13 protein-coding genes are annotated in these 15,247 nt (G+C 53.7%); 10 read left to right on the forward strand and 3 right to left on the reverse strand.

All coding sequences use genetic code 11. From position 1 onward, the window contains the following. Window positions 1–22 precede the first annotated feature (22 nt). The 9 genes from yeiP (at window position 23) to yejF (ending at window position 10,845) form a co-directional block, all read left to right on the forward strand. Window positions 23–595 carry an elongation factor P-like protein YeiP gene (gene yeiP / locus RAC65_RS05245; protein WP_006119958.1) on the forward strand — a complete coding sequence of 191 codons (573 nt, stop codon included), beginning with the start codon at window positions 23–25 and terminating at the stop codon, window positions 593–595. Window positions 596–673: 78 nt separating this feature from the next. Then, the gene (locus tag RAC65_RS05250) at window positions 674–1,651 is read left to right on the forward strand and encodes a CobW family GTP-binding protein (RefSeq protein WP_375096437.1); all 978 of its coding nucleotides are present in this window, start codon (window positions 674–676) and stop codon (window positions 1,649–1,651) included. A 42-nt stretch (window positions 1,652–1,693) separates the two neighbouring features. Next, window positions 1,694–2,401: a phosphatase PAP2 family protein gene (locus tag RAC65_RS05255; RefSeq protein WP_006119960.1), complete on the forward strand. Its 708-nt coding sequence runs from the start codon at window positions 1,694–1,696 to the stop codon at window positions 2,399–2,401. Between the two features lie 509 nt (window positions 2,402–2,910). Beyond that, window positions 2,911–3,477: a bifunctional murein DD-endopeptidase/murein LD-carboxypeptidase gene (mepS, locus tag RAC65_RS05260; protein ID WP_006119961.1), complete on the forward strand. Its 567-nt coding sequence runs from the start codon at window positions 2,911–2,913 to the stop codon at window positions 3,475–3,477. A 209-nt stretch (window positions 3,478–3,686) separates the two neighbouring features. Beyond that, the gene (locus tag RAC65_RS05265) at window positions 3,687–5,264 is read left to right on the forward strand and encodes a cyclic di-GMP phosphodiesterase (RefSeq protein WP_033740578.1); all 1,578 of its coding nucleotides are present in this window, start codon (window positions 3,687–3,689) and stop codon (window positions 5,262–5,264) included. A gap of 41 nt (window positions 5,265–5,305) precedes the next feature. Continuing rightward, window positions 5,306–7,114, forward strand: a complete 1,809-nt coding sequence (locus RAC65_RS05270; RefSeq protein ID WP_006119965.1) for an extracellular solute-binding protein — start codon at window positions 5,306–5,308, stop codon at window positions 7,112–7,114. A 9-nt stretch (window positions 7,115–7,123) separates the two neighbouring features. Continuing rightward, a complete protein-coding gene (locus RAC65_RS05275) occupies window positions 7,124–8,218 on the forward strand; it encodes a microcin C ABC transporter permease YejB (protein ID WP_006119967.1) in 1,095 nt (364 codons plus the stop codon). Beyond that, on the forward strand, window positions 8,218–9,240 hold the full coding sequence (locus tag RAC65_RS05280) for an ABC transporter permease (RefSeq protein WP_058708433.1): 1,023 nt from the start codon (window positions 8,218–8,220) through the stop codon (window positions 9,238–9,240). The genes RAC65_RS05275 and RAC65_RS05280 overlap by 1 nt, the downstream gene beginning before the upstream one ends. Further along, a complete protein-coding gene (yejF, locus tag RAC65_RS05285) occupies window positions 9,241–10,845 on the forward strand; it encodes a microcin C ABC transporter ATP-binding protein YejF (protein WP_205956646.1) in 1,605 nt (534 codons plus the stop codon). It abuts the gene before it with no gap. On the opposite strand, the gene RAC65_RS05290 is transcribed toward yejF, so the two are convergent. From RAC65_RS05290 to rsuA, 3 genes are all read right to left on the reverse strand, one after another. After that, the gene (locus RAC65_RS05290; protein ID WP_375096438.1) at window positions 10,832–11,152 is read right to left on the reverse strand and encodes a hypothetical protein; all 321 of its coding nucleotides are present in this window, start codon (window positions 11,150–11,152) and stop codon (window positions 10,832–10,834) included. The genes yejF and RAC65_RS05290 overlap by 14 nt on opposite strands. Window positions 11,153–11,405: 253 nt before the next feature. Next, window positions 11,406–12,602 carry a Bcr/CflA family multidrug efflux MFS transporter gene (locus tag RAC65_RS05295; RefSeq protein WP_006119971.1) on the reverse strand — a complete coding sequence of 399 codons (1,197 nt, stop codon included), beginning with the start codon at window positions 12,600–12,602 and terminating at the stop codon, window positions 11,406–11,408. An 11-nt stretch (window positions 12,603–12,613) separates the two neighbouring features. Continuing rightward, a complete protein-coding gene (gene rsuA / locus RAC65_RS05300; RefSeq protein ID WP_033740587.1) occupies window positions 12,614–13,333 on the reverse strand; it encodes a 16S rRNA pseudouridine(516) synthase RsuA in 720 nt (239 codons plus the stop codon). 155 nt (window positions 13,334–13,488) lie between these two features. Between rsuA and RAC65_RS05305 the strand changes: the two genes are divergently transcribed. After that, window positions 13,489–15,243 carry a DEAD/DEAH box helicase gene (locus RAC65_RS05305; protein ID WP_205950537.1) on the forward strand — a complete coding sequence of 585 codons (1,755 nt, stop codon included), beginning with the start codon at window positions 13,489–13,491 and terminating at the stop codon, window positions 15,241–15,243. Window positions 15,244–15,247 lie beyond the last annotated feature (4 nt).

Below are 15,247 nucleotides of genomic sequence, written 5' to 3' on the forward strand. Positions count from 1 at the left end.
CACTCTGTCAGCGAGAACCGCAATGCCAAAAGCGAACGAAATCAAAAAAGGAATGGCCGTCACCCATAACGGCAAACTGCTGCTGGTGAAAGACATTGATGTCCAGAGCCCAAGCGCCCGGGGCGCGGCAACGCTGTATAAAATGCGCTTTACCGATGTGCGCACCGGCATGAAAGTAGAAGAACGCTTCAAAGGCGATGAAATTATTGATGCCATTTCGCTGAGCCGCCGCAGCGTCACCTTCTCTTATATTGATGGTGATGAATACGTCTTCATGGACGATGAAGATTACACGCCTTACGCCTTCAAAAAAGAGCAAATAGAAGAAGAACTGCTGTTTATCCCTGAAGGGGGCATTCCCGGTATCCAGGTGCTCACCATGGACGGACAGGTGCTGGCGCTTGAACTGCCTCAGACGGTTGACATGGAAATTGTGGACACCTCGCCCGGAATTAAAGGCGCGTCGGCCAGCGCACGCACTAAGCCTGCCGGGATGAGTACAGGCCTGGTCGTGCAGGTGCCCGAATATCTCAGTAACGGTGAGCGCATTCGCATCCATGTGGCAGAGCGCCGCTATATGGGACGCGCCGACTGATCCAGACTGGCGCGTGCGGCAGGCGAATATTGTTATACTATAACAATATTCGCCTAATGCTTTGCAGGAGCCTCAGGCATGACACGTGTTAACCTCCTTACCGGATTTTTAGGCAGCGGAAAGACCACTACGTTGCTTCACCTGTTAGCGCATAAGCCCGCCGGGGAAAACTGGGCTGTACTGGTCAATGAATTCGGTGAGATAGGTATTGATGGCGCATTACTTGCCAACCGCGGCGCCACGCTAAAAGAGATTCCCGGCGGCTGTATGTGTTGCGTTAACGGACTGCCCATGCAAATTGGGTTGAACAGGCTGTTAAAGCAGAATAAACCCGACCGTTTATTAATCGAACCCACTGGACTCGGCCATCCCCGCCAGCTCCTGACCATGCTGACCTCGCCTGCCTATGAGCCCTGGCTCACGCTTCAGGCGACGCTGACGCTGCTGGATGCGCGCCAGCTTGCCGACCCACGTATCCTCAATAATGAAAACTTTCGCGATCAACTCCTCGCCGCCGACATCATCGTTGGCAATAAACGCGATCGCTGGAGTGACCATGATAAGCAGCGCCTGGCACAATGGCGGGAAGCGCATCAGGCCGATCGCCCGTTTGTGGCTACGGAATTTGGCCGTATCCCTCCAGCCTTACTGGACAAACCGCGAGGTGCGCCGCGTGACATTCCGCATCCTGCACATCACTCTCATTCAACGCCCCCGGGCAGTGGTATTGCGGCAATTCGTCTTGACGGGCAGAGCGCGTGGCGTCGGGCGCTCAATCAGGGCCAGGGTTATGTCGCCTGCGGCTGGCTTTTTGACAATGAAACGGTGTTTGATGCTCAGCCCCTGCTTGAATGGGCGCGGCTTGCCCCTGTAGATCGGGTCAAAGGCTTCCTGCGAATAAAGGAAGGCTCAGTCAGTATCAATCGTCAGGGGGAGGATTTTCATTATGCATTGCTGGACACAACGCCGCCAGACAGCCGTGTTGAGATGATTCATTCCGCACCTGCCGACTGGAATAGTTTACAATCCGCCTTGTTGAAGATTCGTTTAAGCTGACATGGTTATGGTCGGCGGTTATTTTTTTACTGGGGCAGATTTATGCACGCAACACGTCTTGTCACCATCCTCCTGCTTAATGCACTGGGGATGATGCTGTTTTTTTCTTGGTACTTACCGCCTCATCACGGGTTTTGGTTTGAAATTGATAAAGGGATTTTTTTCGCCTTCAATAATGAGATGGTTGCTCACCCGGCGTTTGCCCTGCTGGTTGCCATCACTAATTTTCGCGGCTTTGATGCCGTGTCCTTGCTGGCAATGGGCTTGCTCTATCTGTGGCTGTGGTACCGCGAAACGCCCACCGGTCGACGTCGTATGCTGGCCATTGGCATTACCATGCTTGTGACTGCGGTCGTTCTGAATCAGGCCGGCCATCTGTTGCCGGTCAAACACGCCAGCCCGACGCTGTTTTTTGACGGCGTGCATCGTGTCAGTGAGCTGACCGGCATTCCCGCTAAAGATGCGTCAAAGGACAGTTTTCCCGGCGATCATGGCATGATGCTGATGATCTTTGCGGCATTTATGTGGCGTTATTTTGGCTTTCGCCCGTTTTTAGTCGGCGTAGTTATTGTTGTTTTATTCGCTTTGCCGCGCGTGATGGCTGGCGCGCACTGGTTTACGGATATTACGGTGGGTTCGCTTTCTGTTGTTCTGGTGGGATTGAGCTGGTGGTTATTAACACCGGCAAGTGATTATCTGGTTAATTGGTTTTATCACAAATTACCGGGCAAAAATAAACCCCAAGGGTAATTAATTAGCGAGGGCGGGTTAATGATTAAATTTTAAACCGCCCTTACTTATAAAAAACTCAAAGTAACAATTAGCACGCTAACAAAAAATCACGCTAAAGCCGATGATATTATGGGATTTATCCTGTCTGATGAAAGCCAGCCGCGCCGCCGCCCTCCCCGTAACCCGCACTATGCCTGGAATTAGCGTCTGTTTTCCCCTTTCATCCTGTTATTACACTTGCATTCCTGTTGATAAAGTGATCAAGTCATTTAAGTTTGATAAGTATCAAAAAAACCTATCAGAATTTGATTAAAAGCACTCGCCACGGCCTCGGGAATCGGTTAATCTCGGTCGCAGTGAGAAAGAAGTCGCGGTATTAAGCATTCTTTAACAGATAAATTGTGGTGATTTACACATTTTTATAATTAAAGCGTTGTCTTGTTCTGGCTGGCTTATTAATCTCATTCCGTTTTGTCATCTGGCTGGCGACAATCTTGTCGTAAGGACTTCGAAGGAAAACCCGAATAATGGTCAAGTCTCAACCAATACTGAGATATATCTGGCGGATAGCGCCCGCTCTGGCGCTGGCAACACTCCTCTCAGCTTGTAGCAGTACCCATAACGCAAAAATCGAGAATCATGAAGTTAACAACCAGAATGGTTTTTTACTTCAAGCGTCTCAGGATGAGTTCGAAGAGATGGTGCGTAATGTCGATGTTAAGACACGCATCATGGATCAATACGCGAGCTGGAAAGGTGTACGTTACCGTCTTGGCGGTGATACTAAACGCGGCATTGATTGTTCCGCTTTCGTACAGCGTACTTTTCGTGAACAATTTGGATTAGATCTTCCTCGTTCGACCTCCGAACAGCAGGGAACAGGGAAAGAAATCGCACGCAGCAGACTGCGCCCGGGTGACTTAGTCCTCTTCCGTGCAGGTTCCACCGGCCGTCATGTTGGTATCTATCTTGGCAACGACAACTTTGTTCATGCCTCGACCAGCAACGGCGTGATGATCTCCAGCCTTAATGAAGATTACTGGAAAAAACGTTATCGCGAAGCACGTCGGGTATTAAGTCGCAATCCGAGCTAGTGTAGAACGAACGTCCTCTCAGCCAGAGAAAAAAGAACGCTGCCTATGCAGCGTTTTTTTTTTCTGAATCCAGCGAATCAACGTAAAAAAATACTTGTTTATCAAAATAATAACGAGACATTACTAACTGACTCGTTATATTCTCAAACGCGAAAATGTGTGCGATTGTGCATCATTTAGTTTTGTATTTTGATCAGGGGAAGCACTTCATGCCATTGTCGCGGGCGCTGATACGCCAGGCAACTTATCCTCGTCGCATCGCGTGGAAGAGCGCGATTGTTGGTAGTTTGTTTTTCTTGTTGTTAACGTCTGTTTTGCTTATTCAGACCCAGCACCATCGCAAGCAACAACACAAGCAGTTGCTCATCGACAGCAGCACCGATTTTCAGCACAGCGTGAACGCCCTTATTTCAGATACCCTCATTCCGCTGCTTCCCTTAGTTAAGTCTGAATGCTACATCGTTAATCACGAATTAACCGCGCGTGCAGCCTTTGCGGGTGACATACGCGCCATTATCCTGGTTAAAGACGGTAATGCCTTTTGCTCCTCGGCGACGGGCAGTTTCTTTCAGCCGCTCAGCGCGCTCTCACCGCGCACCGATCCTACACGTGAACGGGATATTCGTTTACTGCCCGGAACGCCAATGCAGCCAACAAAACCGGCGCTGGCGATCTGGATCAAACAACCTGGCACCCAGCAGTCAGGCCTGTTTGTCACGCTGAATGTCAGCCTGTCACCTTATCAACTCAAAGCGTCATCTCACCCCGAAATTACCGGTATCGCGTTACTTGCGCATAATACTGCCCTGACAAGCTGGCAGCCCACGCTGGTGCGAAATCACCTGATCCCCTCACCCCTTATGCAGACGCCAATGGACGGATTGCCGTTTCAGTTTGCACTTTATGGTTCAACCTTATCGGCGAGCGACTACCAAACGATCATGCTGATTAGCCTGTTGTTTGCGTTAATTGTCAGCGGGATGAGCTGGGTGCTACTGTCCCGGGTGCGCCGTCCCGGTAAAGAAATCACGATGGGCATTCGACGTGGCGAGTTTCATGTTGAATATCAGCCCATCATCACAGCAGCAGACAGGCAATCTTACGGCATTGAGGCGCTGCTTCGCTGGACGCACCCTTCAGGCGAAGCAATCTCACCCGACATTTTTATCAGTTATGCCGAAGCGCAAAACCAAATCATTCCCCTGACCCGGCACCTTTTTGAGCTGGTTGCACGTGATGCACATCTACTGCGCCACACGCTGCCGAAAGGAACCTGCATCAGTCTTAATATTTCGCCGCTGCATCTGGGTGCCTGCAGCTTTCGCGATGATGTGCTGTACTGGCAAGACAGCATGCCGCACGATCACTTTCAGTACGTTTTTGAGATTACTGAACGTGCTGTGGTGGAAAACAGTAACGCGGCCGCACTGTTTAACTGGCTTCATCAGCGCGGAATTAAAATTGCGGTAGATGATTTCGGTACCGGGCACAGTGCATTAATCTATCTTGAAAAGTATGCGTTTGATTATCTGAAGATTGACCGTGGGTTTGTTCAAAGTATTGGCACCGAAACGATTACCTCGCCCGTACTGGATACAGTCTTACAGCTGTCAAAGAAACTGAATCTGATGAGCGTGGCGGAAGGCGTTGAGACGGATGAGCAGGCAAGCTGGCTGATCAACCGTGGCGTGACACATTTGCAGGGCTATCTGTTTAGCCGCCCGCTACCGCCCGAACAGGTCAAGGCGTTCTTTCTGCGCCAGACCAGCCAGTCCATCAGCCTGTAACACCGCTGCGGTGTCAAAACGTTCAGGAGACCGCCCTCTTTATGCCGTTCCGCTATGTTGTTTTGCTGCTGTGCTGCTGGTTGACCAGCCCGCTGCACGCCAGCCCGGTGCAGGTCAGTTACACGTTTGCTCAGTTGGGCACGCCGAAGTATGCCGTGGACTTTCATCATTACGACTATGTGAACCCTGACGCGCCGAAGGGCGGCAAAATTGTTCAGGCTGTGCCCGGCACCTACGACAATTTCAACCGCTACGCATCGCGCGGCAATCCGGCGGCGGGCACCGGCACACTGTATGACAGCTTATTTACCACGTCGGATGATGAACCCGGCAGTTACTATCCGCTGATTGCCGAATCCGCCCGTCATCCCGCTGATTTTCGCTGGATGGAGATCACCCTTAACCCGCGTGCGCGATTTCACGATGGCTCTGCCATTACCGCTGAGGATGTCGCGTTTACGTTTCACACATTCATGACCGAAGGCGTGCCCCAGTTTCGTCTCTATTATCGCGGCGTGACGATGGAGGCGGTTAATCGTCTGACGGTGCGTATTACGTTACCGGCACCCGACAAAGATTTGATGCTGAGCTTACTATCGCTGCCGGTGATATCGCATACCTTCTGGCAGAATAAAAAGTTTAACGAACCGCTCAGTCAGCCTCCTCTGTCGAGCGGACCTTACCGCATCAGCCGCTGGAAGCTGGGCCAGTTTATTGAGTACAGTCGCGTGAAGGACTACTGGGCAGCCGATTTGCCGGTCAACCGCGGGCGCTTTAATTTTGACGTCATGCGTTACGACTATTACCTGGATGACAACGTGGCGTTTGAGGCGTTTAAGGCCGGCGCTTTCGACCTGCGAGAAGAGACGTCCGCGAAAAAATGGGCAACGCAGTACCGTGGCCGTCACTTTGACGATCAGCAGATTGTGAAAGAATCTATGCCCAATACCGCGTCAATTGATACGCGCTGGCTGGCGCTCAATAATCAAAAACCCCTGTTTCAGGATCGACGGGTACGCCAGGCGATGGCGCTGGCCTTTGATTTTGAATGGATGAATAAAACGCTGTTCTATCATGCTTTTAAACGTACCAGCAGCTATTTCCAGAATACAAAATATGCTGCACAGGGCCAACCTGATGCCGCACAGCAACGGCTACTCACCCCTTTCCGTGCGCAGTTACCGCCGGACATCTTTACCGACGCCTGGGCACCCCCGACAACCCATGGCAGCGGTTACGATCGCACGAACCTGCTTAAAGCCATGTCCCTGCTGAACCAGGCTGGCTGGCATGTTAAAAACCAACGCCTGGTGAACGATAAGAACGGAAAACCCTTTACGGCAGAGCTGCTGTTGCCCGGTGGCACCAATAGCGAATGGGCCCTTCCCTACCAGCATAACCTTTCCCGCCTGGGGATCACCTTAACGCTGCGTCAGATTGACAGCTCTCAGTATCTGCGTCGCCTGCGCAGCGGCGACTATGATATGGTCAGCACGGTGTATCTCGCGATGCCAACGCCCTCACGTAACCTGCAGGCTAGCTGGCAGTCGGACTATATTCAGTCCTCGTGGAACCACGCCAGGGTTCAGGATCCCGTCGTTGATCACTTCGTTAAAGCGATTGTCGACCATCAGGGTGACGCCGACGCCTTGCTGCCACTGGGGCAGGCGCTGGACCGCATTTTGCTGTGGAATGCGTACATGATCCCGATGTGGTACAGCGCCGACCAGCGCCTTGCCTTTTGGAATAAATTTTCCCATCCTGCGAGGAAACCTGATTACAGTACGGGACTGGATAACTGGTGGTATGACGTCAGTAAAGCCGGCCGCCTGCCCGCTAACCGACGCTGAGGACATCCTGTGGCAATGTACTTTTTTCGCAGACTGTTACTGATCATTCCGACCTTGTGGGCCATTATCACACTCAACTTTTTCATTGTGCAGATCGCGCCCGGCGGCCCGGTTGATCAGGCGCTGGCGAACATTCAGTTTGGCCAGACCAGCGGCATGCCCGGCGCAGGCGGCGCTGACAGCAGCGGAACGCGGGCCGGCCTGAACCGCTCAACGCCTGGCGATAATCAGTATCGCGGCGCACGTGGTCTGGACCCGGAAGTTATCGCCGAAATTGAAAAGCGTTACGGTTTCGACAAACCCATCGGGCAGCGCTATCTTTCGATGCTGTGGAACTACCTGCGCTTTGACTTTGGTGACAGCCTGTTTCGCAGTGCGTCTGTGTTGCAACTGATTAAAGAGAGTTTACCGGTATCCATCAGCCTCGGCCTGTGGAGCACACTGATTATCTATCTGGTGTCGATTCCGTTAGGGATAAAAAAGGCCGTGCGGAATGGTAGCCCGTTTGATATCTGGAGCAGCACGTTCATCATCATTGGCTACTCGGTGCCTGCTTTTCTGTTCGGTATTATGCTGATAGTCCTGTTTGCCGGCGGCAGCTATTTCGACTGGTTTCCCCTGCGCGGGCTGACCTCGCCGCAGTTTGCCACCCTGCCCTGGTACGGCAAGGTGGGGGATTATCTCTGGCATATTGCGCTTCCGGTGCTGGCTACGGTCATTGGCGGTTTTGCTACTTTAACCATGCTGACCAAAAATGCGTTTCTTGATGAGATTCGCAAACATTACGTCGTCACCGCCCGGGCTAAGGGGGTTTCCGAGCGCCGTATCCTGTACCACCACGTGTTCCGCAATGCGATGCTGCTGGTGATAGCCAGCTTCCCCGCCACCTTTATCAGTATGTTTTTTACCAGCTCGGTCCTGATTGAGGTGATGTTCTCGCTGAATGGTTTAGGTCTGCTGGGATTTGATGCCACCGTCCAGCGGGATTATCCGGTGATGTTTGGTACCCTGTATATTTTCACCCTGATTGGGTTGCTGATGAATATCCTGAGTGATTTGACCTACACGCTGGTTGATCCTCGTATCGATTTTGAGAGGCGATAATGCAGATTTCGCGTTTAAACCAGCAACGCTGGCAGCGCTTCCGGCATCATCGACGCGGCTACTGGTCGCTGTGGATTTTTCTGTTTATCTTCGTTCTTTCCCTGTGTGCCGAGCTGGTTGCCAACGACAAGCCGCTGCTGGTGCACTATCAGCACCGCTGGTACGCGCCTCTGTTTTTTAACTACAGCGAAACTGACTTCGGCGGCGACTTTGCGACGGCAGCCGATTATCAGGATCCCTGGCTGCAACAGCGGCTGGAAAAAGCGGGTTGGGCGCTCTGGGCACCCATTCGCTTTGGAGCAAATACCCTCAATTTTGCGTCACAGGTGCCTTTCCCTTCACCTCCCTCGCGACAAAACTGGCTGGGTACTGACGCCAACGGTGGCGACGTGCTGGCGCGGTTGCTGTACGGTCTGCGTATTTCGCTTCTGTTCGGTCTGCTGCTTACGCTGTTTTCCAGCGTCATCGGTATCGTCATTGGCGCAATACAGGGCTACTTTGGCGGCAAAACAGATCTGATAGGACAACGACTTACAGAAGTCTGGTCCGGTATGCCTTCGCTGTTTTTACTGATTCTGCTGTCCAGCGTGGTTCAGCCCAGCTTCTGGTGGCTGCTACTGGTGACCGTGCTGTTTGGCTGGATGAGCCTGGTCAGCGTGGTCCGTGCCGAATTTTTGCGTACCCGCAACTTTGACTATATTCGCGCGGCGCAGGCGCTGGGCGTCAACGACGCACGCATCATGCTGCGGCATATGCTGCCGAATGCGATGGTCGCTACGCTGACCTTTCTGCCTTTTATTCTGTGCGGTTCGATTACCACGCTGACGTCCCTCGATTTTCTAGGTTTTGGCTTGCCCATCGGTTCGCCTTCGCTGGGTGAACTGCTGCTGCAGGGAAAAAATAATTTGCAGGCACCGTGGCTGGGTTTATCTGGCTTTTTTACGCTGGCGATACTGCTGTCGCTGCTGATTTTCATTGGTGAAGCCGTACGCGACGCCTTCGATCCCAGTAAAGGAGTCTGAATGGACGCGCCACTGCTTGCCGTTAATCACCTTTCCATCGCCTTTCGTCAGGGCAAACAGCTGCATCAGGTCGTGAAGGATGTTTCACTGTGCGTTGAGGCGGGAGAAACGCTGGCGCTGGTAGGCGAATCCGGCTCAGGGAAAAGCGTCACGGCCCTGTCAGTCATGCGGCTCCTGCATGAGGCCGCCGTCGTCTATCCGCAGGGAGAGATTCTGTTCGCCGGTGAGAACCTGTTAACGGCATCAGAGCAGCGCCTTCGCGGACTGCGTGGCAATCAAATGGCGATGATTTTTCAGGAACCCATGGTTTCTCTCAATCCGCTGCACAGCATCGAAAAACAGCTGTACGAAGTTCTGTCTTTGCATCGCGGGCTGCGGCGGGAAGCGGCACGGGCAGAGATTATTCGCTGTCTGGATCGCGTCGGTATTCGCCAGCCCGCCTCGCGACTCAATGATTTTCCGCACCAGCTCTCCGGCGGTGAACGCCAGCGCGTCATGATCGCCATGGCGCTGCTCACCCAACCGAAGCTGTTGATTGCCGATGAACCGACGACCGCTCTGGATGTCACGGTACAGGCGCAAATCCTTACCCTGCTGCGTGAACTGCAACAGGAACTGAATATGGGGATGCTGTTTATTACGCATAACCTGAACATCGTTCGTCAGCTGGCGGATAACGTGAGCGTCATGCGCGCCGGTCAGGTGGTGGAGCACAACCGCAGCGCGGTTCTGCTTCGTCAGCCGGAGCACGCTTACACTCAGCAACTCCTTGCGGCCAACCCGGAAGGCCGCGCCGTGCCGCTCGCGGCCGAATCTCCTGTGATGCTGAACGTGGCGCATTTGCGCGTCACTTTCCCCCTGCATCAGGGGCTGTTTAAGCGTAAAACGGGCGAAAAGATTGCCGTCAACTCGATCAGTTTTCGCCTGAAACGCGGGGAAAGCCTGGGGCTGGTGGGCGAATCCGGTTCGGGGAAAAGCACCACCGGGCTGGCCCTGCTGCGACTGATAGCCGCTCAGGGCGAAGTCTGGTTTGATCATCAACCGCTGCATCAACTGTCACGTAAACAGCTGTTGCCGCTTCGCCGCCGTATTCAGGTAGTGTTTCAGGATCCTGACTCTGCGCTTAATCCGCGCATGACCGTCCTGCAAATTATCGCCGAAGGGCTGGCGGTGCATTTTCCGCAGTTGAGTGCGGCACAGCAGGAAGAGCGGGTTATCGCGGTGATGGCAGAAGTCGGGCTGGACACGGAGAGCCGCCATCGTTATCCGGCAGAGTTTTCGGGCGGACAGCGGCAGCGAATCGCTATTGCACGCGCACTGATTCTGGAGCCTGAACTGCTGTTGCTGGATGAACCCACATCATCGCTGGATCGCTCGGTCCAAAAACAGATTCTGGATCTGCTGCGTGGGCTGCAACAGCAACGTCAGCTCAGCTATGTGTTTATCAGCCACGATCTGGAAGTGGTTCGCTCGCTCTGCCATCAGCTGATCGTCCTGCGACAGGGAGAGGTGGTGGAACAAGGTGACTGTGAAACGTTATTCGCCGCCCCACAGCAAGCCTATACTCGCGAGCTGCTCAGGTCAGTGGCGCTCAGCGACCAATAAAGGTCTCCGCAATCGCAACGCCCTGGTTTTTCAGACAGCAGTTAGTGGCGCTTTCATCACAACGGCGGATAAAAAGACAGGGTTGCCCTTCGCACTCGGCAATTTTGCCATCGACCTGAATGGCGGCCAGCATGTCTTTCAGTTCTTGCAAAATCTCCCAGGCAGGCACGCCATCGTGGCTTATCAGACGAAGCGCGATAACATCGTGCTCTTCTGAATCCGTATCGTCAGTCTCAATCACGCTATGACGATCGCTCAACCAGCGAAACCGCTGGGGTAAACGATGCACCACCGAAAGTTGCAACATAGTGATCAGTATCTCCAGAGAATGCAGCCAATTCACCACCAACGGTATCAGCATCGCGCGCCGAACCTGTCATGCGCGTTATCAGCCAAATTGCGAGTTGAATCTCATTTTGGGCTATATGTACCGCGTTTGATGATAACTAACAATCATTTTAGACCCAATGTGATTACTTTATTTGCTATTTTTTTTCACAAATAAGAAACATTATTGTCTTTGCAGGTCAGGACAGGCGACAGCGAAGGCTGCCGCCTGCTTAGCGGGCGGCAGAATGCGGACGTGACGCGTAGAGAAAGAGCGCAACGGAGAGCGTTGCACAGAGCGCAATGGTGCCCACCATAGGCCAGGCACTGTTAAAGCTGAACAGGGAGAGCAGCGCACCGGCCAGTGCGCCCACGCCGAAACGTAGCGTGCCCGCCAGTGAAGACGCCGTACCGGCCATGTGCGGAAATTCATCCAGAATTACCGCCATGGCATTTGATGACACCATGGACACACAGCCGATAAACATGGCGATACCGAAGACCAGCGGCAAGAACCCCAGATCAAACGCGCTGACCACCAGCAACCAGATGCCCATCGCAAACTGCACCAGTAACCCAAAACGGAACAGGGTGACAGGGCCAAAACGGCGCACCGCGCGGCTGTTAATCAGGGTCATGATGAACAAAAACACGATATTCAGGCCAAAATAATAGCCAAAGCTTTGCGGCGAAATATGATTGAGCTCGATGTAAACAAACGGGCCCGCATTGAGAAAGGTAAACAGTCCCGCAAAGGAGAACCCGCTCGACAGCATATAGCTGAACGCCCGTTTATGGCGAAATAAAGCCACAAAATTCCCTAGCGTCGTGCGCAGATGAAAACGCTGGCGCTGCGCAGGCTTCAGCGTTTCCCGAATCTGAGTCGCGACCAGAACGGTGGTAATCAGCGCGGCTATCGAGAGTGTCCAGAAAATGGCGTGCCAGCTCCAGAGCAACAGCAGCCAGCCACCGATAATGGGGGCCAGCAGTGGCGCAATGGTGGTGATTAACATCACGAAGGACATCATGCGCGAAAACTCCTCTTTCGAGTAGCTGTCGCGCATCAGGGCATTAATCACGACACTGGCAGCCGCAGCGGACAGGCCGTGCAAAAAACGCATCGCGATAAGCTGTTCTATTGACTGAGAAAGCGCGCAGGCTGCCGCCGCACAGGCAAATATCAGGGTGCCCAACGTTATCACCGGTTTGCGACCATAGCTGTCGGCCAGCGGACCGTAGATCAACTGCCCAATGGCGAACCCCAGAATATAAAGATTGAGCGTCATCTGTACGCTGCCTGCGGATACCGCAAACTGACGCGCAATTTGTGGCATGGCAGGCAGATACATATCTATCGACAATGGCATCAACATCGCTAACAGGCCGAGAATGATCACCAACCCCATTGGCGAATTTTTTTCCTTGCGCACCGGCTTTCTCGCTATTTCTGTTTCAGTTCGTCAGGCAAGCCAATGCTGGCTATCTCTTCTTCTGTTAACGGGCGGTATTCTCCCGGTTCCAGGTCCTCGTCCAGGACGATGGCGCCAATGCGCTCACGGTGTAACTCCACCACCCGATTCCCCACGGCGGCGAACATGCGTTTGACCTGATGATAGCGCCCTTCGCTGATCGTCAGCAGGACTTCCGTCGGTGTGATGATCTCAAGCTGTGCGGGTTTGGTCAGGCTCTTTTCGTTATGCAGTTGTACGCCTGCACTGAACTGCGCAGCGGTATCGTCGCTTACCGGCGCTTCAAGCGTCACACGGTAGGTTTTCTCACAATGGTGACGCGGTGAAGTGATACGGTGCGACCACTGTCCGTCGTCCGTCAGCAGCACTAATCCGGTCGTATCAATATCCAACCGGCCTGCGGCGTGCAGTTTGAATGCCATCGGTTCTTCGATGAAATAGACGATGGTAGGATGATCGGGATCGTCCGTGGAGCAGACATAGCCCTGCGGTTTATTCAGCATGAAATAGCGCGGCCCGGTCTGCATCTGAAGCACGTTGCCGTCATACTCGACCTCGTGATCGGGCTGGAGTTTGAACGCGGTATCGCGCACCACCTCACCATTAACGGTGACACGTTGACCACGGATTTCGCGTCCGGCGATAGCACGGCTGATTTCCAGTTGCTGAGAAATGAATTTGTCGAGTCGCATGAATGTGTTTTGCCTGTTACTGCGGAGGGAAACTAAAACGGCGTTATTAACCGTTGAAAAAGTCTGGGAAGTATAGCCTGAACGGCGTCTCTCTGACAGCGCGTTTATAGCCGATTCGTGGCATAATTGCAGCAGGTTTTCCAAAAGTGAGCAGCATGTCTTTTACTTTACGTCCCTATCAACAGGAAGCGGTGGATGCCACCGTCGCCCACTTCCGTCGTCATCATGAACCTGCCGTGATAGTGCTGCCCACCGGGGCAGGAAAAAGCCTGGTGATCGCGGAACTGGCACGCCTGGCCCGCGGCCGGGTGCTGGTGCTGGCGCATGTCAAAGAGCTGGTGGCGCAAAATCACAGCAAATATCAGGCTTACGGCCTGGAGGCTGATATCTTTGCGGCAGGCTTACAGCGCAAAGAGAGCCAGCGAAAAGTCGTGTTTGGCAGCGTGCAGTCCGTTGCGCGAAACCTCAGCCTGTTTGACAGCGCCTTTTCGCTGGTGATCGTGGATGAGTGTCACCGCATTGGTGACGACAAAGAGAGCCAGTATCAACAGATTTTTACGCATCTGCGTCAGCACAATCCCAACCTGCGTTTACTGGGCTTAACGGCCACACCATTCCGTCTGGGCAAGGGCTGGATCTACCGTTTTCATTATCACGGAATGGTGCGTGGCGACGAAAAAGCCCTGTTCCGCGACTGCATCTATGAACTGCCCCTGCGCTATATGATTAAGCACCAGTTTCTGGTGCCCCCTGAACGGCTGGATATGCCGGTCGTGCAGTATGATTTCAGCCGCCTGACCGCGCAGGCGAATGGCCTGTTTAGCGAAGCCGATCTGAACCGGGAACTCAAACAGCAGCAGCGTATTACCCCACAGATCATTCGTCAGGTTGTGGAATTTGCCGACGATCGCCAGGGCGTGATGATTTTTGCTTCCACGGTCGAACACGCACGGGAAATTCTGAGCCTGCTGCCGGAAAACAGCGCGCTGGTCTCGGCGGAAACCCATGCCAAAGACCGCGATGCCCTGATCGCCGCCTTTAAAGCCCAGCAGCTTAAATTTCTGGTGAACGTCGCCGTGTTAACGACCGGCTTCGATGCGCCGCATGTGGACCTGATTGCCATCCTGCGACCCACGGAATCGGTCAGCCTGTATCAACAGATTGTCGGGCGTGGTCTGCGTTTGTCTCCCGGCAAGAAGGACTGCCTGATTCTGGACTATGCCGGTAATCCCCATGATTTGTTTACGCCCGAAGTGGGGACGCCAAAAGGGAAAAGCGACAATCAGCCCGTGCAGGTGTTTTGCCCTGCCTGCGGTTTCGCCAACACCTTCTGGGGCAAAGCCACAAGCGATGGCATGGTGATTGAGCACTTCGGCCGGCGATGCCAGGGCGTTTTAGAGGACGACGAGGGCGAGCGTGAACAGTGCGACTACCGTTTCCGCTTTAAAAACTGCCCGGAGTGCAACGCAGAGAACGACATTGCCGCGCGTCGCTGCCGCGAATGCGACAAGATTCTGGTCGATCCTGACGATATGCTCAAAGCCGCCCTGAAACTGAAAGATGCCCGGGTTCTGCGCTGCGGTGGCATGACCCTGGAACAGGGCCGCGATGAAAAAGGCGAATGGCTCAACGCTACCTACTTCGATGAAGACGGCACCAGCGTCAGCGAGCGCTTTCGCCTGCAAACCCCTGCACAGCGCAAGGCCTTCGAACAGCTCTTTATGCGCCCGCACCAGCGCGCACCCGGCGTGCCGCTGGGCTGGCAAACCGCCGCCGATGTGCTGGCCTTACAGCCGCTGCTGCGTCATCCCGATTTTGTTGTGGCGCGCGCCAAAGGCCGCTTCTGGCAGATTCGCGAGAAGCTGTTTGACTATCAGGGCCGTTTCCGCCGGGCCAATGAACTCCGCTAGGTCG

Source organism: Pantoea sp. BS_8 (assembly GCF_041954965.1).
GTDB lineage: Bacteria > Pseudomonadota > Gammaproteobacteria > Enterobacterales > Enterobacteriaceae > Pantoea > Pantoea stewartii.

Coding starts and splice junctions, on each gene's coding strand:
- RAC65_RS05270 (WP_006119965.1), top strand. CDS start 5,306: ATGCCGTTCCGCTATGTTGTTTTGCTGCTGTGCTGCTGGTTGACCAGC.
- RAC65_RS05250 (WP_375096437.1), top strand. CDS start 674: ATGACACGTGTTAACCTCCTTACCGGATTTTTAGGCAGCGGAAAGACC.
- RAC65_RS05305 (WP_205950537.1), top strand. CDS start 13,489: ATGTCTTTTACTTTACGTCCCTATCAACAGGAAGCGGTGGATGCCACC.
- mepS (WP_006119961.1), top strand. CDS start 2,911: ATGGTCAAGTCTCAACCAATACTGAGATATATCTGGCGGATAGCGCCC.
- RAC65_RS05255 (WP_006119960.1), top strand. CDS start 1,694: ATGCACGCAACACGTCTTGTCACCATCCTCCTGCTTAATGCACTGGGG.
- RAC65_RS05280 (WP_058708433.1), top strand. CDS start 8,218: ATGCAGATTTCGCGTTTAAACCAGCAACGCTGGCAGCGCTTCCGGCAT.
- yejF (WP_205956646.1), top strand. CDS start 9,241: ATGGACGCGCCACTGCTTGCCGTTAATCACCTTTCCATCGCCTTTCGT.
- RAC65_RS05265 (WP_033740578.1), top strand. CDS start 3,687: ATGCCATTGTCGCGGGCGCTGATACGCCAGGCAACTTATCCTCGTCGC.
- RAC65_RS05290 (WP_375096438.1), bottom strand. CDS start 11,152: ATGTTGCAACTTTCGGTGGTGCATCGTTTACCCCAGCGGTTTCGCTGG.
- yeiP (WP_006119958.1), top strand. CDS start 23: ATGCCAAAAGCGAACGAAATCAAAAAAGGAATGGCCGTCACCCATAAC.
- rsuA (WP_033740587.1), bottom strand. CDS start 13,333: ATGCGACTCGACAAATTCATTTCTCAGCAACTGGAAATCAGCCGTGCT.